The 26,413-nt window shown below is 61.7% G+C and carries 31 protein-coding genes; 23 read left to right on the top strand and 8 right to left on the bottom strand.

Translation table 11 applies throughout. From position 1 onward, the window contains the following. Positions 1–153 precede the first annotated feature (153 nt). Positions 154–975, top strand: coding sequence for a DUF2059 domain-containing protein (locus C8N43_RS03405; protein WP_107844262.1), 822 nt, complete (start codon positions 154–156; stop codon positions 973–975). A gap of 4 nt (positions 976–979) precedes the next feature. Here C8N43_RS03405 and C8N43_RS03400 read toward each other — a convergent pair whose 3' ends face one another. Further along, positions 980–1,309: a hypothetical protein gene (locus tag C8N43_RS03400; protein WP_146174150.1), complete on the bottom strand. Its 330-nt coding sequence runs from the start codon at positions 1,307–1,309 to the stop codon at positions 980–982. Positions 1,310–1,512: 203 nt separating this feature from the next. Here C8N43_RS03400 and C8N43_RS03395 point away from each other — a divergent pair, with 203 nt between their 5' ends. From C8N43_RS03395 to C8N43_RS03305, 19 genes are all read left to right on the top strand, one after another. Continuing rightward, the gene (locus C8N43_RS03395) at positions 1,513–2,217 is read left to right on the top strand and encodes a 50S ribosomal protein L21 (RefSeq protein WP_107844260.1); all 705 of its coding nucleotides are present in this window, start codon (positions 1,513–1,515) and stop codon (positions 2,215–2,217) included. 12 nt (positions 2,218–2,229) lie between these two features. Beyond that, positions 2,230–2,499 (top strand): 50S ribosomal protein L27, encoded by a 270-nt coding sequence (rpmA, locus tag C8N43_RS03390; RefSeq protein WP_107844259.1) that lies wholly within the window; start codon positions 2,230–2,232, stop codon positions 2,497–2,499. A 122-nt stretch (positions 2,500–2,621) separates the two neighbouring features. Next, the gene (locus C8N43_RS03385) at positions 2,622–3,179 is read left to right on the top strand and encodes a GNAT family N-acetyltransferase (RefSeq protein WP_107844258.1); all 558 of its coding nucleotides are present in this window, start codon (positions 2,622–2,624) and stop codon (positions 3,177–3,179) included. After that, positions 3,176–3,778 carry a LysE family translocator gene (locus C8N43_RS03380; protein ID WP_107844257.1) on the top strand — a complete coding sequence of 201 codons (603 nt, stop codon included), beginning with the start codon at positions 3,176–3,178 and terminating at the stop codon, positions 3,776–3,778. The genes C8N43_RS03385 and C8N43_RS03380 overlap by 4 nt, the downstream gene beginning before the upstream one ends. Beyond that, positions 3,775–4,311 (top strand): GNAT family N-acetyltransferase, encoded by a 537-nt coding sequence (locus C8N43_RS03375; protein WP_107844256.1) that lies wholly within the window; start codon positions 3,775–3,777, stop codon positions 4,309–4,311. The genes C8N43_RS03380 and C8N43_RS03375 overlap by 4 nt, the downstream gene beginning before the upstream one ends. Further along, the gene (locus tag C8N43_RS03370) at positions 4,284–5,312 is read left to right on the top strand and encodes a GNAT family N-acetyltransferase (RefSeq protein ID WP_107844255.1); all 1,029 of its coding nucleotides are present in this window, start codon (positions 4,284–4,286) and stop codon (positions 5,310–5,312) included. Before C8N43_RS03375 ends, C8N43_RS03370 begins: the two co-directional genes overlap by 28 nt. Next, entirely contained in the window at positions 5,309–6,346 is a 1,038-nt protein-coding gene (obgE, locus tag C8N43_RS03365) for a GTPase ObgE (RefSeq protein ID WP_107844254.1), read from the top strand. The genes C8N43_RS03370 and obgE overlap by 4 nt, the downstream gene beginning before the upstream one ends. Further along, complete coding sequence (gene proB, locus C8N43_RS03360; protein WP_107844253.1) at positions 6,343–7,452, top strand: glutamate 5-kinase; 1,110 nt, start codon at positions 6,343–6,345, stop codon at positions 7,450–7,452. Before obgE ends, proB begins: the two co-directional genes overlap by 4 nt. 68 nt (positions 7,453–7,520) lie before the next feature. Continuing rightward, the gene (locus tag C8N43_RS03355; RefSeq protein WP_107844252.1) at positions 7,521–8,165 is read left to right on the top strand and encodes a VPLPA-CTERM sorting domain-containing protein; all 645 of its coding nucleotides are present in this window, start codon (positions 7,521–7,523) and stop codon (positions 8,163–8,165) included. Positions 8,166–8,218: 53 nt separating this feature from the next. Continuing rightward, the gene (locus C8N43_RS03350; RefSeq protein ID WP_107846221.1) at positions 8,219–9,484 is read left to right on the top strand and encodes a glutamate-5-semialdehyde dehydrogenase; all 1,266 of its coding nucleotides are present in this window, start codon (positions 8,219–8,221) and stop codon (positions 9,482–9,484) included. A gap of 72 nt (positions 9,485–9,556) precedes the next feature. Then, positions 9,557–10,732 carry a trans-sulfuration enzyme family protein gene (locus C8N43_RS03345; protein ID WP_107844251.1) on the top strand — a complete coding sequence of 392 codons (1,176 nt, stop codon included), beginning with the start codon at positions 9,557–9,559 and terminating at the stop codon, positions 10,730–10,732. 82 nt (positions 10,733–10,814) lie between these two features. Beyond that, positions 10,815–11,837 carry an ATP-binding protein gene (locus tag C8N43_RS03340; protein WP_107844250.1) on the top strand — a complete coding sequence of 341 codons (1,023 nt, stop codon included), beginning with the start codon at positions 10,815–10,817 and terminating at the stop codon, positions 11,835–11,837. 144 nt (positions 11,838–11,981) lie between these two features. Then, positions 11,982–12,965, top strand: a complete 984-nt coding sequence (locus C8N43_RS03335) for a PstS family phosphate ABC transporter substrate-binding protein (RefSeq protein ID WP_107844249.1) — start codon at positions 11,982–11,984, stop codon at positions 12,963–12,965. A 128-nt stretch (positions 12,966–13,093) separates the two neighbouring features. Then, on the top strand, positions 13,094–14,470 hold the full coding sequence (gene pstC, locus C8N43_RS03330; protein ID WP_107844248.1) for a phosphate ABC transporter permease subunit PstC: 1,377 nt from the start codon (positions 13,094–13,096) through the stop codon (positions 14,468–14,470). Between the two features lie 12 nt (positions 14,471–14,482). Then, the gene (gene pstA / locus C8N43_RS03325) at positions 14,483–16,261 is read left to right on the top strand and encodes a phosphate ABC transporter permease PstA (protein ID WP_211308555.1); all 1,779 of its coding nucleotides are present in this window, start codon (positions 14,483–14,485) and stop codon (positions 16,259–16,261) included. Positions 16,262–16,305: 44 nt separating this feature from the next. Further along, positions 16,306–17,070, top strand: a complete 765-nt coding sequence (pstB, locus tag C8N43_RS03320) for a phosphate ABC transporter ATP-binding protein PstB (protein ID WP_281257870.1) — start codon at positions 16,306–16,308, stop codon at positions 17,068–17,070. A 12-nt stretch (positions 17,071–17,082) separates the two neighbouring features. Next, entirely contained in the window at positions 17,083–17,793 is a 711-nt protein-coding gene (gene phoU / locus C8N43_RS03315; protein WP_107844247.1) for a phosphate signaling complex protein PhoU, read from the top strand. Positions 17,794–17,800: 7 nt separating this feature from the next. Beyond that, positions 17,801–18,487 (top strand): phosphate regulon transcriptional regulator PhoB, encoded by a 687-nt coding sequence (gene phoB / locus C8N43_RS03310; RefSeq protein ID WP_107844246.1) that lies wholly within the window; start codon positions 17,801–17,803, stop codon positions 18,485–18,487. Between the two features lie 21 nt (positions 18,488–18,508). After that, complete coding sequence (locus tag C8N43_RS03305) at positions 18,509–19,033, top strand: ester cyclase (RefSeq protein ID WP_107844245.1); 525 nt, start codon at positions 18,509–18,511, stop codon at positions 19,031–19,033. A gap of 178 nt (positions 19,034–19,211) precedes the next feature. Here C8N43_RS03305 and C8N43_RS03300 read toward each other — a convergent pair whose 3' ends face one another. From C8N43_RS03300 to C8N43_RS03275, 6 genes are all read right to left on the bottom strand, one after another. Continuing rightward, positions 19,212–20,045, bottom strand: a complete 834-nt coding sequence (locus tag C8N43_RS03300) for a class I SAM-dependent methyltransferase (protein ID WP_107844244.1) — start codon at positions 20,043–20,045, stop codon at positions 19,212–19,214. Between the two features lie 38 nt (positions 20,046–20,083). Continuing rightward, on the bottom strand, positions 20,084–20,356 hold the full coding sequence (locus C8N43_RS03295) for a hypothetical protein (protein WP_107844243.1): 273 nt from the start codon (positions 20,354–20,356) through the stop codon (positions 20,084–20,086). Further along, positions 20,353–20,586 (bottom strand): hypothetical protein, encoded by a 234-nt coding sequence (locus C8N43_RS03290; RefSeq protein ID WP_107844242.1) that lies wholly within the window; start codon positions 20,584–20,586, stop codon positions 20,353–20,355. Before C8N43_RS03290 ends, C8N43_RS03295 begins: the two co-directional genes overlap by 4 nt. Positions 20,587–20,632: 46 nt before the next feature. After that, complete coding sequence (locus C8N43_RS03285; RefSeq protein WP_107844241.1) at positions 20,633–21,754, bottom strand: alanine racemase; 1,122 nt, start codon at positions 21,752–21,754, stop codon at positions 20,633–20,635. Further along, positions 21,751–22,947 carry an N-acetyltransferase DgcN family protein gene (locus C8N43_RS03280; RefSeq protein WP_211308553.1) on the bottom strand — a complete coding sequence of 399 codons (1,197 nt, stop codon included), beginning with the start codon at positions 22,945–22,947 and terminating at the stop codon, positions 21,751–21,753. The genes C8N43_RS03285 and C8N43_RS03280 overlap by 4 nt, the downstream gene beginning before the upstream one ends. Positions 22,948–23,032: 85 nt before the next feature. After that, positions 23,033–23,857 (bottom strand): hypothetical protein, encoded by an 825-nt coding sequence (locus C8N43_RS03275; protein ID WP_107844240.1) that lies wholly within the window; start codon positions 23,855–23,857, stop codon positions 23,033–23,035. Positions 23,858–23,893: 36 nt separating this feature from the next. Between C8N43_RS03275 and C8N43_RS19875 the strand changes: the two genes are divergently transcribed. From C8N43_RS19875 to C8N43_RS03265, 3 genes are all read left to right on the top strand, one after another. After that, entirely contained in the window at positions 23,894–24,028 is a 135-nt protein-coding gene (locus tag C8N43_RS19875) for a hypothetical protein (protein ID WP_281257869.1), read from the top strand. Between the two features lie 268 nt (positions 24,029–24,296). After that, positions 24,297–24,740, top strand: coding sequence for a type II 3-dehydroquinate dehydratase (gene aroQ, locus C8N43_RS03270; RefSeq protein ID WP_107844239.1), 444 nt, complete (start codon positions 24,297–24,299; stop codon positions 24,738–24,740). After that, a complete protein-coding gene (locus C8N43_RS03265; protein ID WP_107844238.1) occupies positions 24,737–25,492 on the top strand; it encodes a LuxR family transcriptional regulator in 756 nt (251 codons plus the stop codon). The genes aroQ and C8N43_RS03265 overlap by 4 nt, the downstream gene beginning before the upstream one ends. Here the strand turns inward: C8N43_RS03265 and C8N43_RS03260 are convergent. Beyond that, entirely contained in the window at positions 25,489–26,385 is an 897-nt protein-coding gene (locus tag C8N43_RS03260) for a LysR family transcriptional regulator (RefSeq protein WP_107844237.1), read from the bottom strand. The genes C8N43_RS03265 and C8N43_RS03260 overlap by 4 nt on opposite strands. Positions 26,386–26,413 lie beyond the last annotated feature (28 nt).

Here is a 26,413-nt window from a genome sequence, read left to right as displayed (position 1 = left end):
AGCTGATGTGTGATCAGGTGGGCGGGGTTTAGCGGGCCTTTTGCGGCTCCGCAAGCCTGTCTGTGCGCAGGTGCTGAAAATACCGCGACCGCCATTGCGACACGGCGGCGCGCGGCTTAACTTAAGCGCACACCCAAGCCCGGAGCAGCCCCGATGCGTCTTCTGACCGCGACCCTCACCGCCCTTGTCCTTACGGCTCACAGCGTCTCGGCGCAGAGCGGATCGCTGATCGACCGCTACTTCGCGGCCTTCGATATGGATCAGGTTCTGGAGCTGCTGAAGGAAGAGGGGATCAAGGCAGGCGAGGGGTTGACCGAGGATGACGGCGTGATCCTGTCGCCCGCATGGACCGCGCGGCTGAGGCGCATCTATGACGAGGACAAGGCCGCCGAGCTGTTCCGCGACGCTATGGAGGATATTGCCAATATCGAGGCCTCCGAGCCTGCGATTGCTTTCTTTGAAAGCGATCTGGGTCAGCGCATCGTGCAGATCGAGCTTGATGCGCGACGTGCGCTCAATGCGGAAGGCGGGGAAGAGCTCGCGGCGGCAAAAGTGCGCGATGTCCGCGACAATGATCCGGCGCTCTATTTGATGTACCAGAAGTTCATCGAGGTGAACGACCTGATCGAGAGCAACGTGATGGGCGCGCTGAATTCTAACCTTGCCTTCTATCAGGGCATGGCCACGAACGAGCAATACGAAGAGGGCCTGACCGACAGCTTCATGCTGTCGACCGTGTGGGAACAGGAGCCGGAAATTCGCGAGGAGATGGAGGAGTGGACGATCAACTTTTCCGTGATGGCCTATGGTGCGCTCAGCAAGTCCGAGATCCAGGCCTATATCGACATCTCCGACACCGATGCGGGCAAGAAGCTCAACACGGCGCTGTTTGCCGGGTTTGACGCGATGTTCGAGGCGCAAAGCTATGAGCTGGGCCGCGCCACTGCCGAATTCATGCTAGGCGAAGATACCTGACCCCTCAGGGGCCGTGGACCATCAGGCTAACGGTTAGAGCTTCCGCATCGACGCGGAGGTTAGGATCTTGCGCGAGAGTCTTGGCGAGCTGTGCACGGTCAGAGGATTTGATCCGGGCCAGATCATAGGCCTGTGTCAGCAGTGGCCCGCCACCCGCGATGATCTCGGCATCAAGTGTTGCGAAGTGCTCTGTAACATGGGATTTTACAGCGGTCCGACGCGCGGAGTAAGCCGTGTTTTCCAAGGCGCTGCCGATGGCTTGGGCCGGCAAAAGCAAGGGGATCGGCAGGTGCGACGGGGCGGATGAGCTGCACGCGGTGATAAGCAGGGCCAAGGCGACAAAAACCCCACGATTTTTGGCCCATGCCCTGTTGACAGAGTGCACCTTATCCAACATAAGCCCGCATCTGCGCATGGTGCGCGGAAATTTGCAATGACGCCCCGATCCGGGGGCGCGCTGTTCGAGGCGGGCCAACAGGCCCACAAACACCGCTACGCGCGGGGCCACAGGACGCGGATGACAAGAAGGTATGCGATATGTTCGCGGTTCTGAAAACCGGCGGCAAGCAGTACAAAGTCGCCTCTGGCGATATCCTGCGGGTCGAGAAGCTGGACGCTCAAGCTGGTGATAAAGTCCAATTCAACGAGATTTTGATGGTTGGCGACGTGATCGGCGCCCCCATGGTGGAAGATGCAGGCGTGCAAGCCGAAGTCATCGACCAGATCAAAGGCCCCAAGGTCATCAACTTCGTCAAACGCCGCAGGAAGCACTCTTCCAAGCGCACGAAGGGCCACCGCCAGCAACTGACCCTGCTGCGCGTGACCGACATCCTTGAGAAGGGTGCAGCCAAGTCGGGCGTGAAAGCCGCCATCGGTGGTGCAGGCGTGTCCGTGGCCGCTGTTGAAGCTGCAGCCCCGGCCAAGAAGAAAGCCGCGCCGAAGAAGGCAGAGGCGAAAGCCGAGGCTCCGGCAAAGGCTGAAAAGCCTGCAGCAAAGCCCAAAGCAGAGAAGAAAGCCGCACCCAAGAAGGCCGCGGCCAAGTCCGAGGGCGGCGACGATCTCAAGCAGCTGTCCGGCGTGGGCCCCGCTCTGGAGAAGAAGCTGCACGAAAACGGTGTCACCACGTTTGCGCAAATCGCAGCATGGACCGAAGCCGACGTAGCTGATATGGACGAGAAACTGTCCTTCAAAGGCCGGATCGAGCGCGAAGGCTGGATCGAACAGGCCAAGAAGCTGGCATAAGGAGACAACGAGATGGCACATAAAAAAGCAGGTGGTTCATCCCGCAACGGCCGCGATAGCGCGGGCCGCCGCCTTGGCGTGAAGAAGTTCGGTGGCGAAGTCGTCATCCCCGGCAACATCATCGTGCGTCAGCGCGGCACCAAGAAGTGGCCGGGCGAGGGCGTTGGCATGGGCAAGGATCACACGATCTTTGCGACCGTCGAGGGCAACGTCAAATTCCACAAGGGCCTGAAGGGCCGTACCTTCGTATCCGTCCTTCCAGCGGCGGAGGCCGCCGAGTAAGCCGACACCCGCAAGGTTTTGAAAAATTTGAGGGATCGGTGGAAACGCCGGTCCCTTTTTAGTTCGTAGGCGCGCGCAGAATGCGCAAGCCGCGCCAAGTCATTTAAGAGAGGACATGCAGCATGCAGGTCCAAAGCAAACCAGTCCTGAAAGGTGCCCGCGTAACATTGCGCGCACCCCAGCCGGATGACGTGGCCGGGCGGCTTGCCTTGGGCAATTCACCCGAGCTGCACCGTTTGTTCGGGGGCGACCCGTCTCAGACACGCGCGCTGACCGAAGACGCGGCGCAGGCCTGGGTGGACCGCTTGATCGGAATGGACCACGGCTGGGTGATCGAGATGGACGGGCGGCTCATCGGCTCGATCTCGCTTCATTCGCTCAATCTCGCCGACATGCGGGCGCAGATGGCCATCGGTATCCTTGATGAAAGCTGTCTGGGGCAGGGCCTCGGGTCCGAGGCGATGCGCGTCCTCGCCGCCCACGCCTTTGGCACGATGAAGCTGCATCGCCTCAGCCTGCGCGTGCTGGGCTTCAATGCGCGCGCGATCGCGGCCTACCGCAAGGTCGGCTTCCGGGAGGAGGGGCGCGAGCGCGAAAGCGCGCTGATTGCCGGGGTGTGGCACGACGATATCCTGATGGGTCTGCTGTCCCACGAGCTGCTAGACGAGACGCGGCAATGAGCGTCGCGGTGACCTCGTTTGCGATCTTTGCGGCCAGCCAGGTCGGCACGCCGGGGCCTGCCAATATGGCGCTGCTTGCGACCGGCGCGCGCTATGGCCTGCGCGCCGCGCTGCCATTCGTGGTGGGCGTCGCGCTCGGCAAGCAATTGGTGATCTGGCCCGTGGGCTTCGGGTTGATGCAGCTGTCCGACAGCGCGCCGTGGATCTTCGAGGCGCTCAAGTGGATTTCCGCCTCCTATATCGTCTGGTTGGCCTGGCGCGTGGCAAATTTGCGCCTCAATGCCCAAGTAGAAGCCAAGGCGCCCGGTTTTTTGGCGGGGTTGGTCGTGCATCCGCTCAACCCGAAAGCCTGGGCAATGATCACCGCCGGGTTCACGGCCTTCACGGCCCCCGGCACACCAAGTCTTGAGGCCACGTTAACAATTGCGCTGGTACTCTTGGGCACCCAGATCGTGCTGCACCCGATCTGGACCTATGGCGGCGAGCGCATCGCGCGCGTCGTCGCCGGCACCGCGGCGGAGCGGTATTTGATGTGGACCTTGGCGGCGCTTACCGTCGCCTCGGTTCTCTTCGTGTTGTTTGGAGGAGCGACAAAATGAGTGTAACGGAACCCATTTCCCAGGCTGTCATCGAGACCGAGCGCCTTGTGCTGCGCCCGATCACCCGCGCGGATGCGGGCCAGCTGAAGCTCTATGGCTCTGACAAACGTGTGGCAGAGGCCACGGCGACGATCCCACACCCGCTGCCGGATGGCGTGGTGGAGGCGTTCATCGAACGCGCGCTCAACCCCGAACGCAGCTCGGACATCTGGGTCATTGATCCCTCTGACGACGGCTCGCAGATGCTTGGTGCCATCGCGATGGAGCGGATGGACCGCGACCAGTCCGAGATCAGCTATTGGGTCGTGCCCGCCGCGTGGAATAATGGCTTCGCGTCCGAGGCCGTCACTGCCATGGTCGAAGCCAACCCGCAGGCCTGCCGCACGATTTTTGGGTCCGTGTTTCAGGACAACCCGGCCTCGGCCCGGGTGCTGACGAATGCGGGATTTGAATATATCGGCGATGCGGAAAGTTATTCCGTCGCCCGCGACGCCACGGTGCCCACATGGACATATATAAAAAGGCTGGACTGACCGGCCGGGATGCTTTCTCGACCGAGCGGCTCGACATTCGCCCGCTGGGCGCGGACGATGCGTCCGCATTAGCTGATGGTATGGCCGACCCGCAGGTGCGCCGCTTCATGCCCGCATTGCCTGATCCCTATGGGCTGAGCGACGCCGAAGCCTTCATTGCGCGGGTGCAAACCGGTGGATCGCGCGATTGGGCCGTCTGGCGCGACGGCGCCCTGATCGGCGGGCTCAGCTTCAACACAGAGCTGGGCTTCTGGCTGCGCCGAGAACATTGGGGGCAGGGCCTTGCATTCGAGATGAGCCATGCGCTGCTCACCAGGTGGTTCGCCCAGCCGCAGGCTTGGCCCGTCTATTCGTCCTATCTGCGCGGCAATCCGGCCTCCGGTGCTGTGCAATCCAAGTTGGGCTTCGCCCCGCACGCACAAGACGAGACCCGCATCCGAACCGTCCTTGCGCCCGAACAGTGGCACCTCGCCAACCCATGGGTGATCGAGACGGACCGTTTGCGCATTGCACCGCTCGAGGCGCGCCACGCGGCGGAATTCGCGACACTTACAGGCGTCGAAGAAATCGCCAAGATGACCGGATCGATGAAGATCGGCTGGGGCGGGGACGAGGTCGCCGCATGGATCAATACCCGCCGCTGGCGCGGCGTGGTCGGCTTTGTCCATGGCATCTGGCTGAAAGAGACCGATACACTGATCGGGCAAGTCGGAATGGGCGGCACGCCCAGCGACATTGGCTATGTCATATCCCCTGAACATTGGGGCCAAGGCTACGCCTCCGAGGCCGCGCGCGCCATGCTCGACGCCGCGATCCCGCGCTTCGAGCTGTCTGAGGTCGTCGCTTCTGCTTTCCAGGACAATCCCGCTTCGCAAGCGGTGCTGACCAAGCTTGGCTTCAAGGTCATCGCCGAAAAAGAGGTCACCGTGCCCGCGCGGCTTGAGCCTACGATGATTTACAAGTATCGCCTGAGCCTGAGCACGGAAGGCAGCAATCCATGAAGTTCCTCGATCTGACCAAAGTCTATATCCGCTCCGGCTGCGGCGGGGGCGGGGCCGTGAGCTTTCGGCGCGAGAAGTACATCGAATACGGTGGTCCCGATGGCGGTGATGGTGGCAAGGGCGGTGATGTCATCGCCGAAGCGGTCGAGGGGCTCAATACCCTCATCGACTTTCGCTACCAGCAGCACTTCTTCGCCAAGAACGGGCAGGGCGGCATGGGTCGCCAGCGCACGGGCAAGGGCGGGGATGACATCGTGCTGCGCGTGCCCGTGGGGACCGAAATCCTCGACGAGGATGAAGAAACGGTCCTCGCCGACCTGACCGAGGTCGGCCAACGCGTAGTCCTCGCGCAGGGCGGCAATGGGGGCTGGGGCAACCTGCACTTCAAAAGTGCCACCAACCAGGCCCCGCGCCGCGCCAATCCGGGACAGCCCGGCGTGGAACGCACGCTCTGGCTGCGCCTGAAGCTGATCGCGGATGCCGGGCTCTTGGGTCTGCCCAATGCAGGCAAGTCGACCTTCCTCGCCGCAAGCTCCAACGCACGACCCAAGATTGCGGATTACCCGTTCACGACCCTGCACCCGAACCTTGGTGTGGTCGGCGTGGACAACGCTGAGTTCGTCATGGCCGACATCCCCGGCCTGATCGCCGGCGCGTCGGAGGGCAAGGGGATCGGCGACCGCTTTCTGGGCCATGTCGAACGCTGCTCGGTCCTGCTGCATCTGGTCGATGGCGCATCCGAGACGATTGCCGAGGATTACCAGACCATCATCGACGAGCTCGAAGCCTATGGCGGCGAGCTTGCCCATAAGCCGCGCGTGACCGCGCTCAACAAGATCGACGCGCTTGATGATGAAGAGCGCGAAGAAGCCCGCTCGACGCTGGAAGAAGCTTGCGGCGGACAAGTCTTGATGCTGTCTGGCGTCTCGCGCGAAGGTTTGACGGATGTGCTGCGTGCCGTGCGTGCCGAAATCACCGAAGACAAGCTGCGCCTGCGCGCCGAAGACGTCGAAGAAGAGCCTTGGCGCCCATGACCCAAAGCCTGCCCGAAAGCCGCAGGGTCGTCGTCAAGATCGGCTCGGCCCTGCTCGTGGATCGCGAGACCGGCGCGTTGCGCGGCGAATGGCTGGGCAGCCTCGCCAAGGACGTGTTGCGCTTGAAGCGTCGTGCGCAGGATGTCGTGTTGGTCTCGTCGGGCTCTATCGCCTTGGGCCGCACCGTGCTGGACCTGCCGCCCGGACCGCTGCCGCTGGAGCAGTCCCAGGCTTCCGCCGCCGTGGGCCAGATCAGGCTCGCCCGCGCCTATGAGGAGGCGCTCGCACCGCACAAGATCACCACGGCGCAGGTTCTGGTGACGCTGGAAGACAGCCGCGACCGTCGGCGCTATCTGAACTCCCGCGCGACGCTCGAGGCACTGCTCAGCATGGGTGTCGTGCCAATCGTCAATGAAAACGACACCATCGCGACGGATGAAATCCGCTATGGTGACAATGACCGTCTCGCCGCTCAAGTGGCGGTCACGGTCGGGGCCGACCTGGTGGTCTTGCTGTCCGATGTGGACGGGCTTTATACCGCGAACCCGAATGACGATCCGACGGCCGAGCGCCTGTCCGAGGTCACTACGATCACGCCTGAAATCGAAGCGATGGCGGGGGACGCCGGGTCCGGTTTGTCCAAAGGCGGGATGAAGACCAAGATCATGGCCGCGAAGACGGCAATGGCAGGCGGGGCAGGGCTGGTGATCACCGAAGGCTCGCGGCTTTCGCCGCTACAGGCCCTCGAAGACGGGGCCAACGCAACATGGTTCCGCCCGCAGACCGACCCGCATGTCGCGCGCAAACGCTGGATCGCGGCGATGAAGCCGCAAGGCGTTCTGACCCTCGATGAAGGTGCCGCACGTGCCATGTCGCAAGGCAAGTCGCTGCTTCCCGCTGGGGTGAGCGCTGTCTCAGGCAGGTTCGAGCGCGGTGATCCCGTCACGCTGGCGCGCCCGGATGGCACGGCCCTGGGCGTTGGCCTTGCGCGCTACACAGCGCAAGAGGCGGAGCTTTTGAAGGGGCATCAATCTTCTGAAATCGCTGAAATCCTAGGCTACCCGGGCCGAGCGGCGCTTGTGCACCGCGATGATATGGTGCTGTAGCCTTCGCACTTGCCAAGGCTGGCGAAAGCCGCATTAATTGGCAGATATTTGAAGGAAGGCCATTTGCCATGAAAACGATTTTTGCCGCAGCTCTGGTGGCTGCAACATGCAGCGCAGCGTCGGCTGCAACCTTTACCTACACATTCACTGCCGTATCCGGACCCGGAACCAACGATAGCTCGTTCGACAGCACTGTTGATGTCGCCAGGGCGCTGACGGAGATTTCGGGCACACTTGTACTGGATGATACACTGCTCAGGGCGCCCACCGCGAATATCGCCTTCTACGCCGCGCCGGTCGTCACGATCGACGGCTTTGATATGACGCTCTTCGATACGCTTCCATTCGAGCTTGGCTTAGGAAATGACGTCGGCAATCCCATTGTGGACGGGCTCGGTGCTTCGACGGTTGCGTTCAACGGGATCGGAATTTCGAACCAGTTGACCTTTGGGCTGATCGACTCGACTGCGACTGCGTTTAGCTCCAACGCCTTCCCAACGGTCATCGATCTCGGCGCATTTGATATCGCCGAGATATCGCTGTTCTCCCTGAGCCGGGATGCGAACGGGCGAAACGGCGCGGAACAACAGATATTCGATATCACAGAACTTGATCTGGTTGAGCCTGTCCCTCTGCCTGCGACAGCGTTATTACTGCTAGCCGGGGTCGGTGGGCTTGGCGCTTTGCGCCGCCGCCGGAAATCCCGGGATTGAGCCTGACAAGGAGCTGAACTAAGCAGTCTCCTGACCAAATGGAGATTGTTTTGATGCTCGACACGGATCAGATCCAGCAACAGATGCAGGCTATCGGTGCGGCTGCGAAAGCTGCGGCGACCGAGCTGGCCTATGCAAGCGCCGAGCGCAAGCATGCTGCGCTTGTCTCCGCCGCGGATGCCGTCTGGGACGACCGTGCCGCGATCATCGAGGCCAATGCCAAAGACATGGAGTACGGGCGCGAGAAAGGGCTGTCTGCCGCGATGCTGGACCGCCTGATGCTCGACGAGGACCGTATCCGTGCCATGCAGGATGGCCTACGCGCCGTGGCTGAGCAGGCCGATCCAGTCGGTTCGGTGATCACAGAGTGGGACCGACCAACCGGATTGCACATCAAGCGGGTGCGCACGCCTTTGGGCGTGATCGGGGTGATCTATGAGAGCCGCCCGAACGTGACGGCCGATGCCGGCGCGCTATGCCTGAAGGCGGGAAATGCGGTGATCCTGCGCGGCGGCTCAGAGGGCTTCAATTCCTCCAAGGCCATTCACGTATGTCTGGTGAAGGGGTTGAAAGATGCGGGCCTGCCCGAGACCGCGATCCAGCTTGTGCCCACCCGAGACCGCGCGGCGGTCAGCGAGATGCTGACGATGACCGACCATATCGACGTGATCGTCCCCCGTGGTGGCAAGGGGCTGGTTGGGCTGGTGCAGCGCGAGGCCCGCGTGCCGGTCTTCGCCCATTTGGAAGGCATCGTTCATATCTACATCGACAAGGCAGCCGACCCGATCAAGACGCTCGACGTTGTGCTTAACGCCAAGACGCGGCGCACGGGCATCTGCGGGGCGGCGGAATGCCTGCTGATCCACAAGGATGTGGTCGAGACGATAGGGCAGGGCGTCATCAAGGCGCTGCTGGAGAAGGGTGTGACCGTGGATGCCGACATGAAGCTGTCGGGGATCGACGGTGTCTCACCCGCCTCGGAAGAGCACTGGGGCCGGGAGTTTCTGGACATGGAGATTGCCGCCAAAACCGTTGCATCTGTCGAAGAGGCGATGGCGCATATCCGGCAATACGGCTCGAACCATACCGATTGCATCATGACCGAAGATCAGGCGACGGCGGATTTGTTCCTCTCGCGCCTCGACAGCGCGATCCTGATGCACAACGCCTCGACTCAGTTCGCCGATGGCGGCGAGTTTGGCATGGGGGCCGAGATCGGCATCGCGACCGGCAAGATGCATGCTCGTGGTCCGGTAGGCGCGGAGCAGCTGACAAGTTTCAAATATATCGTGACCGGCGACGGCACTGTGCGCGCGTAGCCAAAGTCTTTTGAAGACTTTGGCGCAGAGTTTTCAGAAAACTCTGCGCGCCTCAGGGAAAGGACAGCAATTATGACCAAAGACGTCTCCGAGCTTGCGCGCAGGCCGGCGTTTCCCGAAAGCGTGAGCCGGGCGGTGACCACACCGCTGCAGCCATCCGTCGTGTACGCCTCGCCGGACCCCGATACGCTGGACGCACAGTATGAAGGTCGCGCTTTCGGCTATACCTATTCGCGCGAGGGCCATCCGAACGCGTCTGTGCTGGCCTCGAAGATCGATGCGATGGAAGGCGTGTCCGGCGGCTGGTGCACGGCCTCCGGCATGGCGGCGGTGACGGCGACAATGCTCGGGCTTTTGCGCCAGGGCGACCACATCATCGGTGGCGACCAGCTGTACGGCCGCTCGCTGCGCATGTTGACGCAGGATTTGCCGCGGTACGGGATTACGGCGACGCTGGCCGATCCGACCGATGCGGCGGCGATTGAGGCGGCCATCACGCCAGCAACGAAGCTGATCCTTGTCGAGGTCGTCTCGAACCCGACGCTGAGAGTGGCCGACATGGAAGGGATCGCGGCGATTGCGAAAAAGCACGGGCTGATCCTGGTGGTGGATAATACTTTCACCACCCCACGCGCCTTCAAGGCATTCGATCACGGCGCCGACGTTGTGATCCACTCGGTGACCAAGCTCATGGCCGGGCATTCCGACGCGATGCTGGGCTATGTCGCGGCGAAGGATCGAGATCATGCGGAGGCGATCTCGACCACGATCATCACACTGGGTCTGACACCCAGCCCCTATGATTGCTGGATGGCGGAGCGGGGCCTCATGTCGTTCAACCTGCGCTATGATCGGGCCGAGGAAAACGCGGCCGCCCTGGCGGAGCATATCGCAGGGCTGCCGGGGCTCGATGCGGTGCTCTATCCCGGGCGGGCCGACCATCCCGATCATAATCGGGCGGGTGACCTTCTGCGCGGTCGGTTCGGGAATATGGTGAGCTTTCGCTTGAAGGGCGGTCGGGATCAGGCGAACGCCTTGACCCGAGCGATGCCGGAGATGAACTTCGCCCCGACACTTGGCGATATCGGCACGACCGTCAGCCACGCGGCATCTTCGTCCCATCGCGGGCTGACGCCTGAAGGCCGGGCCGCGTTGGGGATCACAGAAGGTTTCTTCCGGGTTTCGGTCGGGGTCGAGGAGATTGAGCTGCTCAAGGCCGAGTTTGAACGCGGATTCGCGGTGCTCTGATTGCTCGAAAGATTCAAGTATAAGAGAATTAAAACCAACGGTTGTCAGACTGTATTAAAGTTTCGCAGAGGAGGCCCGGAGCATGGATGAGAGCGCGATCCTGGCGGGTATTCCGTTGCCTGTGCTGCTTGTCGCTCCGGATTACGCGGTGACCCGGACGAACCCCGCCTCCCTTGAGATGTTCGGCCATGATCCGGTTGGTCAGAATGCGGTGTCGCTTCTACGTCAGGCACCGGTTCTGGCGGCGCTCGACGGCGCGATGCGGGACCGCCAACCGGGGCATGCGCGGTTTCTCCTTTCTGGTCTCTCGGGCGAGGTCAGCTATGAGATGCGCGCGCATCCCATGGACGGGGGCGGCGCTGTCGTGAGTTTTGAGGACCGCTCGCACCGCGAAGAAAGCGAACTCATGCGCCGCGACTTCATTGCCAATATCAGCCACGAGCTGCGCACGCCGCTCACGGGTCTGATCGGCTTCATCGAGACCCTGCGCGGGCCGGCAAAGGATGACGCGGCGGCCCAAGAGCGGTTTCTTGCGATCATGGCCGATGAGGCGCAGCGGATGAGCCGCATGGTGTCGGATTTGCTGTCGCTCAGCCGGGTCGAGGTCGATGAGCGGGTGCGTCCGCGGGCCGAGGTTGGGGTGGAGGCGGTTCTGCGCTCGGTCCTGGCAACGCTTGAAGGAAAGTTGCAGGAGGCAAACGTTGGTGTTGAGACGGAAGGCCTGACCCTGGCCGCGCCGATCCGTGGTGACAGCGACCAGCTTATCCAGCTGTTCATCAACCTGATCGAGAACGCGATCAAATACGGCGGGCCTGAAAAGACCATTCATGTGAGCCTGTCGCTGATCGAGCGCGACCCGACCCTGCGGCAGCCAGCAGTGCGCGTCGATATCCGAGACGAGGGCCCGGGAATCGATCCGATTCATATTCCCCGACTGACCGAGCGATTCTACCGCATCGATGACGACCGCAGCCGCGCGAAGGGCGGAACGGGGCTCGGGCTGGCGATTGTGAAACATATCGTCAACCGCCATCGCGGAAGGCTGAAAATAACATCTGATCAAGGGGTTGGAAGCGTGTTCTCAGTGATTTTTCCGCAGGGCTGATGAACCGCTTGGCACAATATCTAGCGGTGTCATAAAACCGTTACCAAACCTTCACAAAAGGTCGACACCGGGTTCCTAGAACCTGTCTCAGATACCGCTGCCGCGAGGGCTGTGGTGTTCGAGATGACAAACAGGAGTGACCTAATGTCGTTCACAAAATCCGTGGCCTCTGCCGCCATCCTTGCTGCCGCCGCTGCCACCGCTGCAGATGCCCGCGACCAGATCCGCGTAGTCGGTTCTTCAACCGTGTTCCCGTTCTCGACCGCTGTGGCCGAGCAGTTCGGGCGCTCCACCGATTTCCAAACCCCTGTTGTCGAGAGCACGGGCTCCGGCGGCGGCCTGAAACTCTTTTGTGCCGGTGTCGGCACACAGCACCCAGACATCACCAATTCGTCGCGTCGCATGAAGGAAAAAGAGTTCCAGCAATGCAATGAGAACGGTGTGACCGACGTGACCGAAGCCATCGTGGGATTTGACGGCATCGTCATGGCCAACGCCAAGGGCGGCCCCGTGTTTGCCGTAACCCGCGAGCAGATCGTCACAGCGCTGGCCGCCGAGGGCCCGCTGCCCGAGAGGTGGTCCGACGTGGACCCGTCGCTGCCTGCCATCAAGATCGAAGTGCTCGGGCCTCCGCCCAGCTCCGGCACCCGTGACGCGTTCAATGAGCTGGTCATGGAAGAGGGCTGCGAGGGCGCAGGCATCGAATGTGAGGGCATCACCATCCGCGAAGATGGCGCCTATGTGGAAGCGGGCGAGAACGACAACCTGATCGTCTCCAAGCTGGAAGCCAACCCCAACGCCTTGGGCATCTTTGGCTTCTCCTTTCTGGACCAGAACTCCGACGTTCTGCAGGGCTCGACCGTGGACGGCGTTGAGCCGACCTTTGACAACATCGCCGAGGGCGACTACCCGGTCTCCCGCTCGCTGTATTTCTACATCAAGAACGCCCATGTCGGCGTGATCCCCGGCCTTCAGGAATTCGCCAACGAGTTCATGTCTGAGGACGCCGCGGGTGAAGAGGGCTACCTGGTCGACAAGGGCCTGATCCCACTGCCCGAAGAGCAGTTCGAGACGATTTCGGGCAACGTGGCATCGCTGACCAAGATGACAGGTGACGAGTGGAAGTAGCCGCTTTGCCGATGTGACAAAAGGGCCGGGGGGTGCAGTATTGCGCCCCCCGATCCATCTGATACGACGCGCCAATTGGGCCCGGTGCGGCCCGCAGAGACACCGCTGCTAATCCTCGTGGGGGACGGATGCTGACACTGACCTTCTTCGCCATTCTGGCACTGGCGCTGGCCTTCTTCGTGCTGGGCCGGGCGCGGGCCATCTCGGTGGTCTCTGGCGAGACGCGGCTGCTGCACTCCCGCCCGAATTACCACGGCACGCTGGCGCTGCTGCTGAGCGGCCTGTGCGGTCTGGCGGTGCTGATCGTGGTCGGGCTGGTCTGGGGCGCGTGGGTGGAGAACAGCCTGATGGGCGCGATCATGGCCGCGGAGCCGGGCCTGTCGCCGATCGAGGCGCAGCTGGTCCTGTCGGATGCGCGCGCAATCGCAGCGGGCGGCATCCCTTCGAAGACGGATGCGCTGCGCGAGGAAATCGCCGCATTGGTGACCTCGCGCGACGCGCTGCATGACTGGGGCACGGTGATCCTGTCGGCCATTGCGGCGTTGCTGGGGGGGCTGTGGGCTTATGGCAAGATCGCCGCCGATTGGCGCGCGCGCAACCGGTCCGAGACGATCATCCGCCGCATCCTGTTGCTGACGGCGGCCATCGCGGTGGCGACGACGGTTGGCATCGTGATGTCGCTGATCTTCGAGACGATCAACTTCTTCAACAACATCGAGTGGCAGGTCCACAAGTTCCTGTTCGGCACCACCTGGTCGCCTTTATCGGGCGTGCAGGCGGGCAAACTGGACCCGGACAAGGTGGGCGCGATTCCGCTGTTTGCAGGCACGCTGCTGATCACTGTCATTGCCATGCTAGTGGCCGTGCCCATCGGCTTGCTTGCTGCGATCTACCTCAGCGATTTCGCCTCCAACCGCACGCGGGCCTGGGCCAAGCCGATGCTGGAGTTGCTGGCCGGTATCCCGACGGTCGTCTACGGCTTCTTCGCCGCGATCACGCTGGCGCCGTTCATCCGCAATTCGGGCGAGAGCATCGGGCTGACCATCGCCTCTGAAAGCGCACTGGCCGCGGGCATCGTCATGGGGATCATGATCATCCCCTTTATCTCGTCGCTGAGCGACGACGTGATCAACTCGGTTCCGCAATCCTTGCGCGACGGCTCTTACGGGCTGGGCGCGACCAAGGCCGAAACGATCCGCCAGGTTGTGCTGCCCGCTGCGCTGCCGGGCATCGTGTCGGCCGTGTTGCTGGGCGTCAGCCGCGCCGTGGGCGAGACGATGATCGTGGTGATGGCCGCAGGGCAGGGGGCCAACCTGACCGCCAACCCGCTGGAGGCCGTGACGACCGTGACCGTGCAGATCGTGATGCTGATCACCGGCGACACGGAAGCCTCGACCGCGGCGGGTCCTGCCTTCACGCTGGGCTTCACCCTGTTCTGCGTCACGCTGCTGATGAACATTGTCGCGCAGCGCATCGTGCGCAAATACCGCGAACTCTACGACTAGGGGCCTGATCCGATGGTTGATATGACAGCATTGACGGACATGCATTCGGGCGAGGCCTCTCGCAAGCGCATCGCGCGCCGTCGCGCGGCGGAAACCCGACTGAAGGCCTACGGCATCCTCGCGCTGTTCCTCGCGGGCGCGGCGCTTGTGGCGCTGCTCGGCTCCGTCTTTACCAAGGCCGGTGGCGCGCTGACGGAGACCTACCTGACCATGCCCGTGACGCTGGATGCGTCCGAGATCGACCCGGAGGGCACCGGTGATGCAAGCATCATCCGCCGTGGCGATTTTACCGGGCTGGTCAAGGACATGTTGAAGGAGCAGTTCCCGAACGCCAAAGGCCGCACCACGCGGCGCGAGCTTTATGATCTGACATCCGCGGGCGCGCCGTTCGAGCTGGCCGATCACGTCGCCGCCAACCCGAGCCTTGTGGGCGAGACGATTACCTTTCCGCTCTTGGCCTCGGACGTGACGGATCTGTACCTCAAGGGCGCCTACGGCAATTTCGTCGCGAAAGAGGTCGAAGGCCAGCTGACCCTGTCCGAGGATGGCGATGCTTACCGCGTCTCCTCCACTGCGCCTGATTTCGAAGTGGCATTGGAGCGGGTCAAGGAAGGTCTGATTACAGAGGCGCGCAAGGTCCGTGGCCAGGCGCGGTTGCAGGAAAACGGCGTGGTCGAATTTACCCGCCGGGCAGAGGCGGCGGAGACGGTCGAAGAGCGTGAGAAGAATGAAAAACTGGCCGAAGCCCGCGCCGCGGCGCGTGATCAATTCCTCGCCCAGGCCGTCGATCTGGAAGCCCGCGCCGCGGCCCCCGGCGGCGACGAAGAGTTGAGCGAAGACAATCGGTCCGTGCTGATCAACGTCGCGGGCAGCTGGCTGAAGATGACCCGGATCACGCCCGCAGGCGGCATCGCGGAGCCATTGATCCCGCTCGACGGGGACGTATCGGTCTCTGACGATTGGCAGCTCTACACGACCGACCTGCCAGAGGCGTCGCGCAAGGTATCCGACAACCAGATCGTCTGGATCGAGCAGTTGCGCGATCAGGGCAGGGTCGATGTGGTCTTCAACACCCGCTTCTTTACGGCGGGCGACAGCCGCGAGCCCGAGCTGGCGGGCATCTGGGGGGCCGTTGTGGGATCGTTCTGGACCATGCTCGTGACCTTCGCGCTGGCCTTCCCCATCGGGGTGCTGGCTGCGATCTACCTTGAAGAATTCGCACCCAAGAACAAGCTGACCGACTTCATCGAGGTCAACATCAACAACCTGGCTGCGGTGCCGTCGATCGTGTTCGGCCTGCTCGGCCTGTCGGTGTTCCTTGGCGTTTTCGGCGTGCCGCGCTCGGCTCCTATTGCGGGTGGTATCGTGCTGGCCCTGATGACCCTGCCCACGATCATCATCGCGTCCCGCGCAGCGATCCGGGCCGTGCCGCCGTCGATCCGTGATGCGGCCGTGGGTCTGGGGGCGTCGCCCTTGCAAGCGACCTTCCACCACGTCCTGCCGCTGGCGATGCCCGGCATCCTGACTGGAACGATCATTGGAATGGCCCAGGCGCTTGGCGAGACCGCGCCGCTGATCATGATCGGCATGGTGGCCTTTATCGTGGATATCCCGCAAGGCATCACCGACAGCGCCAGCGTGCTGCCGGTTCAGGTCTTCCGCTGGTCCGACTTCCCCGAGCGCGCGTTCGAGGCACGCACGGCAGCCGCGATCTGCGTGTTGCTCCTTTTCCTCGTCGTGATGAACGCCATCGCGGTGTTCCTGCGCAAACGCTTTGAAAGACGGTGGTGATGGCTATGCTCGACACAAGTAATACCCGGAATATGGAGCGGACGATGTCCAAAGAGATCAAGATTGAGGCGAAGGGTATCGACGTCTTCTACGGCGACAACCACGCCATCAAGGACGTCTCCGTCGAGATCGAGAACAAGGCGGTCACAGCCTTTATCGGCCCGTCGGGCTGCGGCAAGTCCACCTTCTTGCGCTGCATCAACCGGATGAACGACACGATTGATATCTGCCGGGTGACCGGCGATTTGCGGTTGGAAGGCGAAGATATCTACGCAAGCTCCGTCGATCCGGTGCAGCTGCGCGCCCGGGTGGGCATGGTGTTCCAGAAGCCCAACCCGTTCCCGAAGTCGATCTATGATAATGTGGCTTATGGGCCGTCCATTCACGGGCTCGCCAAGAACAAGGCCGAGCTGGACGAGATCGTCGAGCAGTCCCTGCGGCGCGCGGCAATCTGGGACGAGGTCAAAGACCGGCTTGACCAGCCGGGCACCAGCCTGTCGGGCGGCCAGCAGCAGCGCCTGTGCATCGGGCGTGCCATCGCGACGGCGCCTGAGGTGTTGCTCATGGACGAGCCGTGCTCGGCGCTGGACCCGATCGCCACCGCGCAGGTGGAAGAGCTGATCGATGAGCTGCGCCAGACCTACACGGTGGTCATCGTGACCCACTCGATGCAGCAGGCCGCGCGCGTCAGCCAGAAGACCGCCTTCTTCCATCTGGGCAACCTCGTGGAATACGGTGAGACCGACAAGATTTTCACAAACCCCGAAGACAGCCGGACTGAAAGCTACATCACCGGCCGGATCGGGTAGGGGACACTAGACATGGAAACTGGACATATTGCGTCCGCCTTTGATCGTGATCTCGAAGGCATTCAAGCGCAGATTATGAAAATGGGCGGCATGGTTGAGACCGCCATGGCCGACGCCGCGCGCGCGCTGGAGATGCGCGATACCGAGCTGGCCCAGCAGGTGCGCCGCAACGACAAGCTGATCGATGCGCTGGAGGAACAAGTCGCCTCCGACGTGGCCCGGGTCATCGCCATGCGTGCTCCTACGGCGGGCGATCTGCGCACGGTGCTGTCGGTGCTCAAGATCAGCGGCAATCTTGAGCGTATGGGCGACTACGCCAAGAACCTTGGCAAGCGCACGTCGGTGCTTTCCGAGATGCCCGCAATCAATGGCACTGGCGGGGCGATCCGGCGCATGTCCCAGTCGGTGAACCTGATGCTGAAGGACGCGCTCGACGCCTATATCCAGCGCGATGTGGCGCTGGCCGAGGACGTGCGTCAGCGCGACAGCGAGATCGACCAGATGTACAACGCGCTGTTTCGCGAGTTCCTGACGCACATGATGGAAGATCCGCGCAATATCACCGCGTGCATGCACCTGCATTTTATCGCGAAGAACATCGAACGGATGGGCGACCACGTGACGTCGATCTGCGAACAGGTCATCTACCTTGTCACCGGCGAGCTGCCGGACGAGGATCGCGAAAAGGAAGACAAGACCCCCTACGCGACCGGCGCGGAGTGACATTAGCATGGTCGCGCAACCTCTTGTTCTTGTGGTGGAAGATGATCCCGCCCAGCGGGAGGTTCTGGCCTATAATGTCCGGGCCGAGGGTTATCTTGTCCAAACCGCCGAAAGCGGCGATGAGGCGCTCTTGAAGGTTCGCGAAGAGACGCCGGATCTGGTGGTTTTGGACTGGATGCTGCCGAATGTCTCTGGCATCGAGATTTGCCGGCAGTTGAAAGTCAGCCCCGAGACGATGCGCATTCCGGTGATTATGCTGTCGGCCCGGTCCGAAGAAAATGATCGCGTGCGCGGGTTGGAAACGGGCGCTGACGATTATGTTGTGAAACCTTATTCGGTGGCCGAGCTTCTGGCGCGCATTCGTACGCAGCTGCGCCGCACGCGGCCCGCGACCGTGGGTCAGCGTCTCGAATTTCAAGACGTGGTGATGGATCTGGAGGAGCATCGCGTTTTTCGTGCTGATGAACCGCTGAAGCTTGGGCCTACCGAATTTCGACTGCTTGCAACCTTCATGGAACGTCCCGGGCGCGTCTGGTCACGCGAACAGCTGCTCGACCGGGTTTGGGGCCGCGATATCTATGTCGACACGCGCACCGTCGACGTCCATGTTGGTCGTTTGCGCAAAGTGCTGTGTTCCAAGGGCGGCGAAGACATCTTGCGCACCGTGCGTGGGGCAGGGTACGCCTTGGGCTAAAGCCCTGACTAGGAGGCGAAAATGCCCGGAGAGCGCCCCGAACAAGCCGTCCTGACCCGCGACACGGATCTGAGCAAAACGCACGAGACACGCCAAGTGATCGAAGCCATGGTCGATGGCCTGAACGACCACAAAATCGTCGGCATCGATGAGTTCTTCTCCGAAGGGTTCCGCTGGATGGGAAACACTGGCTGCGGCACCAAGCACGGCGTGCGCGAGTTCCAGGAGAATTGGCAAAAGCCGTTCCAGGCCGCGTTCCACAACAAGGTCTGCATCGACGAGGCGCGGCTTTACATGGGCGAATGGGCCGCAGCGTTCGGGCGACAGGAGGCCACCCATGGCGGCACGTTCATGGGCGTCGCGCCGACGGGCAAGCGGATCGAAATCCGCTACATGGATTTCTGGAAGGTCGTCGACGGAAAGATCGTGGACAATTACGTTATGGTCGATTTCCCGCACGTGCTGGCGCAGCTGGGCGTTGATGTTTTCAATGGTGAGGGCTGGGAAGCATTTGATCGCGGCGAACGGGTGCCGTCGAAGCCTTGATATTAGGTGTGTTGTGTAACAATCTGATATTGCTTCAATATAAATACGTTACATAATACTGATTATAAGCAATATAGACTGCAGCTGTGCGAAAATTGAAACTGACCGCAACGCATCCCCCACTTAACCTACCGGTCTACAAGACGAAAACAGTCGCGCCTTGTTCGAGATTCCCCAGTCAGCCTTCTTTAACCGCGAGCATCTCTACGGGAGCAATCCGATCCGCGGCCAAGTTTGCCACCATGTTCGCGATCTTTTCCGGCGCCGATTGCTGCATGAGAACATGCAAGCCCAACGGCGGAGGTGCGTCTCTGCCGGCGTTTGCGGCCTTCATCTTTTTGAAGAACTCCATCGCGAACGCGTGGCGATTGTTCTCCCTTACTTCGGAAAACCCACAGCTTTCTAGCGCCGTGCGGTACGCGTCAGGGCGTGCCAACCAGCTGGTCTCGGACGTCGTCGCCCAAGGGACAGGATACGCCAGATCGTCATCGTTTGTTTGCATGATATCGTAGATGCCGAATTTCGCCCCGGGCTTGAGTACGCGCGAAATCTCGGCAAACAATGACCGCTTATCGTCGATGTTCATGCCGACATGCATCATGTAGGCTCCATCAAAATGTCCCGCCTCAAATGGCACAGACAGCGCACTCCCGTGTACAAGTTCGATACGCTCTGACAGTCCAACCCAATCGCAAAGCACCTGCCCCGTCTCAATGTATTCGGCTGTCAGGTCGAGCCCTACGACCCTTGCGCCATAGGTTTTCGCGACAAACCGCGCCGCGCCGCCCAAGCCGCACCCGATGTCCAGGATCACGTCAGACCGCTTGATCGCGAGTTGGCCCAGAAGATGTGCCGTCGCGGTTCGCCCACCGATGTGAAATTCATCGACCGGCGCAAGATCCTCGACACTGGCGTTTTCCGGCGCGATGCCCTGCGCCTCAAGCCCCGCCCGAATGGCGGTCAAAAGGCCGCCGTGAGCGTAATGAGCAGATAGTTTTTCGGCATGATCCATCAGGTTTAACTTTCCAGCTATAGTCAGATTTTAGCGCCCTAGATGTCATCAATCTCCGGAACACGTCCCAGTCTGACAAGAAAGCTTGGCGCGCCGACCTCGCCGCTGTCGTGGTCTTCGCTGATCATGTAGGCGTCGGCGCCCACGCAGCTCTCTGATTGCAATTCCCGCTCGGCCCGGTCTTCCGCTTCCGCCGCGGTCTTGTATTTCAGCTGCTTGCCGATCTTCAGGCCAGCGCGCCCGGGCGATTGCTCGACATAGCTTTGGCAAATGTAATGGATGCTCACGGAGCCGTTTTCTGGGTCTGTCATCGCTTTGGCGCGGCTCTTGTCTTGCGCGCCTTGCGCTCGGCCCGTGCCTCCTCAATGGATGTATTGGCGTCGCGTTCCTGCCGGGCGATGCGAAGCCGGTCGCTCTTGGCCTTCCTCTGCTCGGCCTCTTCATCAAGCATCTTCATGGCGATACGCGTGGTCTTCTCCATGGCCGTTTCCGGCTTGGTCAGTAGAACCTCGATCACCTTGGGTTTTTGTCGTTGCGTCATCGGGTGTCTCCTTGGCTGTCATAGATCGGCATCTTCGGTTTTCGTGTCAGACCATTGCCAGATGTCTGGGTGCGCTTGGGTCGCGCGTATTATCTGACGGGGGGCGCCGGATATGCGCCACGATGTCGCCATCTGGGGCGGCGGCTGCGCGCATGAGTGCGCTGTAATTCATGTGAAACTTAAGCTCCGATCCGACCCGAGGCGCCGCGCGCGCGGTGCTGATCACAAGGTGGTCACTCGTCGCGCCGACCAGCGTGTATCCGGCGGGCATGGACAGCCGGTGGATGTCCGTGTCCTGCAGCCCCATCGCCAAGATTACACGGGTTTCCGGCGCAATGTTCGAGACGAGCCGCGGCTTGGCGTAACCCGTTTCAATGAGACAGGGTTGCGATCGTGTAGGCTTTTCATCCGTCTCGATCACTTCGGCGAAAAGGGCGAAGGCATCCCGGTACAAGCCGCCGATCTGGTCTCCAGAGACCGGATCTACCCCCAACAAGATCGCCTCCCCTACCCTAAGATCATTGATCCGGCCCCGTGCGGTTTTGCCAAACGCCCATGGCAGGCTTGCCGAATTGCCGCCCGAAACCGTTTGAAGAAACGGCCCGCACAGGGCTTCCGTGTCGTTGGCCAGCGCGGACAGCGCGCGCATTTGGCTCGCATTCGGGGCCACGCCACTCAGACAGGCGAAGTTCGCACCGATCCCTTTCAGCGCGACGCCGGGCATGTCCATCACCCGCTGTGCAAGTGCGCTCAGGTCTTCGGGCATGACGCCTTCGCGCAGATCGCCCATTTCGACCATCAAGATGATATCGTGCACACGATCCTCGCCCAACGCCGCGGCGGCCAAGGCGGCGATGATGACACTTTCTGTGTTGTAGCTTGCATCACAAAGCCGGACGACCTCGGCAGCCTGGCTAAGCAGCGGGGTCCGGATCAGCGTGATCGCGCAGGTCAGACCCGCGGCCCGCAAGCGCCGGACATTGCTCAGGCGCGCCTCGGCCAAGCCCGCCGCGCCGCCGTCGATCATGGCCTGAGCTATCATTGGGTCGCCGCAGACGGCCTTGCTCACCGCCGTGACAGTCATGCCTTGTACGTTGAGGCGTCGGGCGAGCGTCCGGGTGTTTTTCCGCACCTTCTCCAGATCGACCTCGATGCGCGGGCTGCTCATGCGGCTGCCACCGGTGGCTCATGCAGCAAGCCGGGATAGGCGGAGACGACCATGGCGCACAGATGGGCGTCCGGGCGGCTGAGCGCATCGGTCACGGGGAGCCCCAGCTCTTGCGCATAGGTCGTGATGGCGGCGGTGACTTCGGCCTCGGACATAGCTTCATGGTTGAGCGTCACGCCGATCACCTTGGTCTCGGAAAATGCCTCGATCAGAGCAATCTCGCTTTGCGGCGTCGGCATCGGCATGGTCGGAAAATCGCAGCGATGGGACCGCTTGGGCGCGTGCTGCAAGATCACGGCGTCAGGCTGGCTGCCGCGCAGGATGAAGGCGGAGGTGCAAAAGGCCGGGTGGCTGAGCGCCCCCTGCCCTTCGATCAGAATGACGTCCGGGTTTTCCGCGTCTGAGGCCGCGACGATTGCGCCTTCAAGCTCACCACAGCAAAATTGAGGTGGGATCGCGTCCATTGCCACGCCGTATTTCGCGCCCTGCATCAGGCCTGTCTGACCGGTGCCGACAAGCACGGTCTTGATGCCCTTTTCATTCAGGGCGCGCGCCAGCACGGTGGCGGTTGTGCGCTTGCCGATGGCGCAATCCGTTCCCAGGACCGCGATGCGCAGGGCTCGGACATCCGCGACGCTTCCGTCGAACAGACGCATGTTCTTGCTGGATTTAGGCTTGCGAATATCGCGGATCTTGATCCCGCGCTTGTCGGCGAAGGCGGAAATCTCCGGATCATCGCTGAGGTATTCGTGCAAGCCGCTTACGATATTCATGCCGAAGGCAATCGCGTCCAGAACGACGCCGCGATCCTCGCGCGATAGCCTGCCCGTGGACGGGGCCATTCCGTAGATCAGCGTATCAGGGATCGCTGCTTCATGAACGACGGCCTCATCAAGGCAGCTAAAGACCGGAATATCATTCACCGCGCCGTCGAGAACCAGGCCGCTATCTGCGCCACCATGGGTGCTGTCGATGACCGACAGGATCCGGTAGGCTTGAGAATGACGCACCAGACCGTTTGCGGTCTTGCCGTCGATCTTGGCGAAATTGCCTTCGCAATAGACAATCGCGTTGGGCGGCGGCGCATTCTGAGTGTCTTTTGTATTGGACCGGTCCTTCCGCATCCGCGGTGGCGCCTGCGCGCCGCTGACGGGACGCCGAATGGTGTTTGTGGCCTTGAATTCGGTTTTCATGGTCTCTTCTCCAATTTCACTGATCCGCGGGGCGGTTCTGCTGCGGTCTTTGCGGGCCGCCCGGCGCGGCGGGTGGGACATGCGGCTAGTTTCTCAGAACGCACGCGCCCCTCGATTTCTGGAAGTTCTTGTCGCACTCCCAACGATTTCCGGACCTGTCGAGATGGGCATTGGCCGGGATTTCGATGGCATTGCAGCCTTTGCTCGTAGCCGCGAAACCTCTCTCGCAGCGCCAGCCCTTGCTGTAGCTCCGATCATCGAAATAGGCGTTCGCTGGGATCGCGACGGCTTCGCATAGATCGCCGGCCTGAAAGAACCCACGCTCGCAGGTCCAGGGCTGTCCGTAGCCCGAGGCATTCAGGTACGCGTTTTCCGGGACAACGATCGCAATGCAGAGCCCTTTTTTCGCCTCGTATCCGCGATTGCAGGACCAGTTGGACCCGTAAGAGCTTTCGGACAGATACGCGTTTTCCGGTATGACGACTTTCTCGCATGTCTCCCCGACTTTCACGAAGCCACGCAAGCAGCGCCAGCTGACACCGGACGCATCAAGATAGCCGCCATCGGGGACTGCCACCTGCTCGCACGCGGCTTCGTCACGCAACCTGAATCCGTGCGCGCATTCCCAGCCGCGACCGTATCTGTGCGCTGTGCCATAGGCGTTGTCCGGGACGGTGACGGTCTCGCACGTGGTCCCGGAGGGTCGGAAGCCGATATCGCATTCCCAGCCGTCACCGTAGCTTTTGGCGCTGGCATTCTCGGGGATGGATTGTGCCGGAGCAGGCATCGCGAGGCACAGCATTGATATGAGGGCAGCCAGCCCAAGGAGGACGGTCCAATCAAGCGCCTTGGGCGCAGTCTTCGGATCAAGCGTCACAGAGCTTATCGATCCGGGTAGCAGTGCAGGCATGGTCCATCGTCCTTTGTCAGGGAAAATCGCATCGGTATGGCACTGTCTTTTGCGGGCGGGATTGAGCACCAGACACCGAACGAGGGTCACGCCACACTTGCAATGGACGTGCTCGAGAGTATCGGCAACCTTCCCAATCATCGGGTCCGCAACACGGGGCGCGACAGTTGAATTTTCGTGATACGCAATTTCATCTTCTACGGTCACAGCGACAGGCTGCGACTGCAGGAAGGCATTACATGTACTAGGTATGTAGCCGCAAAGCGCTCAACTTACAACATTTGCGCATACACTCGGGTTCTCCGGCAACGTGATGCCTTTGGTGCGAAAGCTGCGGCAGCGCAAATGATAGGAAATGCAAGCCTGACAATAATCGATCGCCCCTCTCGACAGGCTGTTTCGCAAGGCTTAAACATTTGCACGTTGGAAGGATCTGTCGATGTCCTCTGTGCTTGTCCTGAATGGACCAAATCTCAATCTCCTTGGGACCCGCCAGCCCGAGGTCTATGGCTCGGTGACCCTCGCGGACATCGAGGGCTTGTGCCGTAGCCATGCGGCCCAAATCGGGCTGACGGTCGAGACGATGCAAAGCAACCACGAAGGCGCGCTCATTGATGCGATCCACGCTGCGCGCGGCACCCATGCGGGGCTTGTGATCAATGCGGGCGCATACACGCACACCTCGATCGCGATCATGGATGCCGTCGCCTCGGTCGAGCTTCCCACTGTGGAAGTGCATCTTTCCAACATCCATGCGCGCGAGCCGTTTCGTCACCGTTCCTACCTGGCCTCGGTCGCCATCGGACAAATCGCCGGATTTGGCGCGACCAGCTACACGCTGGCGCTTGACGCGCTGGCGGCGCATCTGGGTGTGGGGGCATGATCGACGCGCACCTCGCTCAAGTGGTCGCGACCACGTCGCTTGAGGAAGTCTGGAACCTCCACACGGCCAAGATGGCCGAATACGGCTTCGACCGGCTGATCTACGGCTACACCCGCTTTCGCACGGGCACATCGCTTGGGGACCTGCAGGACGCGCTGATCCTGACCAACCACGACCCGGCCTATGTCGAGCATTTCGTGGGCGACGGGGCCTATTTCACGGGGCCTATGGTGGCCTGGGCGGCTGAGAATGTCGGCGCCTGCAGCTGGCGCTACATCGCCGAGCTGGCCATGACCGGAAAGCTGACCCCCGACGAGATGAAGGTGATCGCGCTCAACCAGAGCCTTGATGTGACGGCGGGCTACACGGTCAGCTTCCACGATGTCTCCCTGCGCGCCAAGGCTGCGATCGGCATGACCGCCCGCCGCGGCCTCACCCAGGACGAGGTCGATGCAACCTGGGCCGAGCACGGGCGCGACATCGAGCTTGCGAATTCGGTGATGCACCTGAAAGTGGCCCAGCTGCCGCACACGACCGGGCAGCGCCGTCCCCTTACCACCCGACAGCGTGAAGTGTTGGAATGGGTCGCCGATGGCAAGACCATCCAGGACACCGCGACGATCATGGGACTGAACCCTGCGACGGTGGAAAAACACTTGCGGCTGGCGCGTGAAACCCTGGACGTGGACACCACGGCGCAAGCGATCCTGAAGGCCTCGAGCCAGAACCAGTTCTTCCTGATTGAGCGCTAGTTCCCAAGTCTTTCCGCTAGAAAATCAAGCAATACCCGTGCCTTGCGCGGCATAAGTGATCTTGATGGGTAGAGCGCCCACACACCCGTCTCAAAGGTCGTCGCGCTCACATCATACGCATCGAGCAGGGCAACGAGTTGCCCGATCTTCATTTGGTCCTTCACCAGCCAATCGGCGAGCAAAGCCGGACCCAGCCCCCGCTGCGCGGCGGATCGCAGCGCAAGCGGGCTCGAAAGGGTAAGAGCGCCTTGCACTGGAACGTCATGGACCTTCCCTGACCGATCCCGAAAGCGCCATTGGCTGCGGTAGTCCGGCAGGCTTTGCAGCAGGCAGCTTGTTCCTGCCAGCTCGTTGGGATGACCTGGGGCCTTGTTGTGCTCCAGCCAGGACGGTGACACGCAGACATGGTAGCGCGTTCGCGAAAGTTTGCGGCTGATCAGATCACCCTTGGGCGCAGGTGCCAGACGCAAGGCCAGATCGAAACGGCCTTGAATCAGGTCGCGAGGGGTGTCTGACAGATCCATCTCCAGCGAGATGTCCGGATAGCGCGCGCGAAAATCGTCCAGAAGCGGGACAAGACATTCGACCCCGTATGCGACCGAGCAGGTGAGGCGGACGTGGCCCTGTGGCGTACCCGCCGCCGTGCGGGCTTCTTCGGTTGCGTCCTCAAGCGCTTCGATCAACGGTGTGATCCGGGCAAGGTAGCGCGCGCCCTCTTCCGTCAGGCTCAGACGACGCGTCGAGCGGTGAAAGATCCGTATCCCGACCCGTGCTTCGACGTCAGCCACCGCGCGCGACACCGCACTTGGATCACGGTCGAGAAGCCGCGCGGCCTCCGCAAAGCTGCCTTGGCGCGCGACGTCGTTGAGCAATGACAGGGCAGCTGTATCCATTCATGCAAAAATCGCACGAATATGATGT

Source organism: Litoreibacter ponti (assembly GCF_003054285.1).
Lineage (GTDB): Bacteria > Pseudomonadota > Alphaproteobacteria > Rhodobacterales > Rhodobacteraceae > Litoreibacter > Litoreibacter ponti.
The sequence above is the reverse complement of the archived record's forward strand: the minus strand, read 5'-3'. Positions and strand labels throughout refer to the sequence as shown.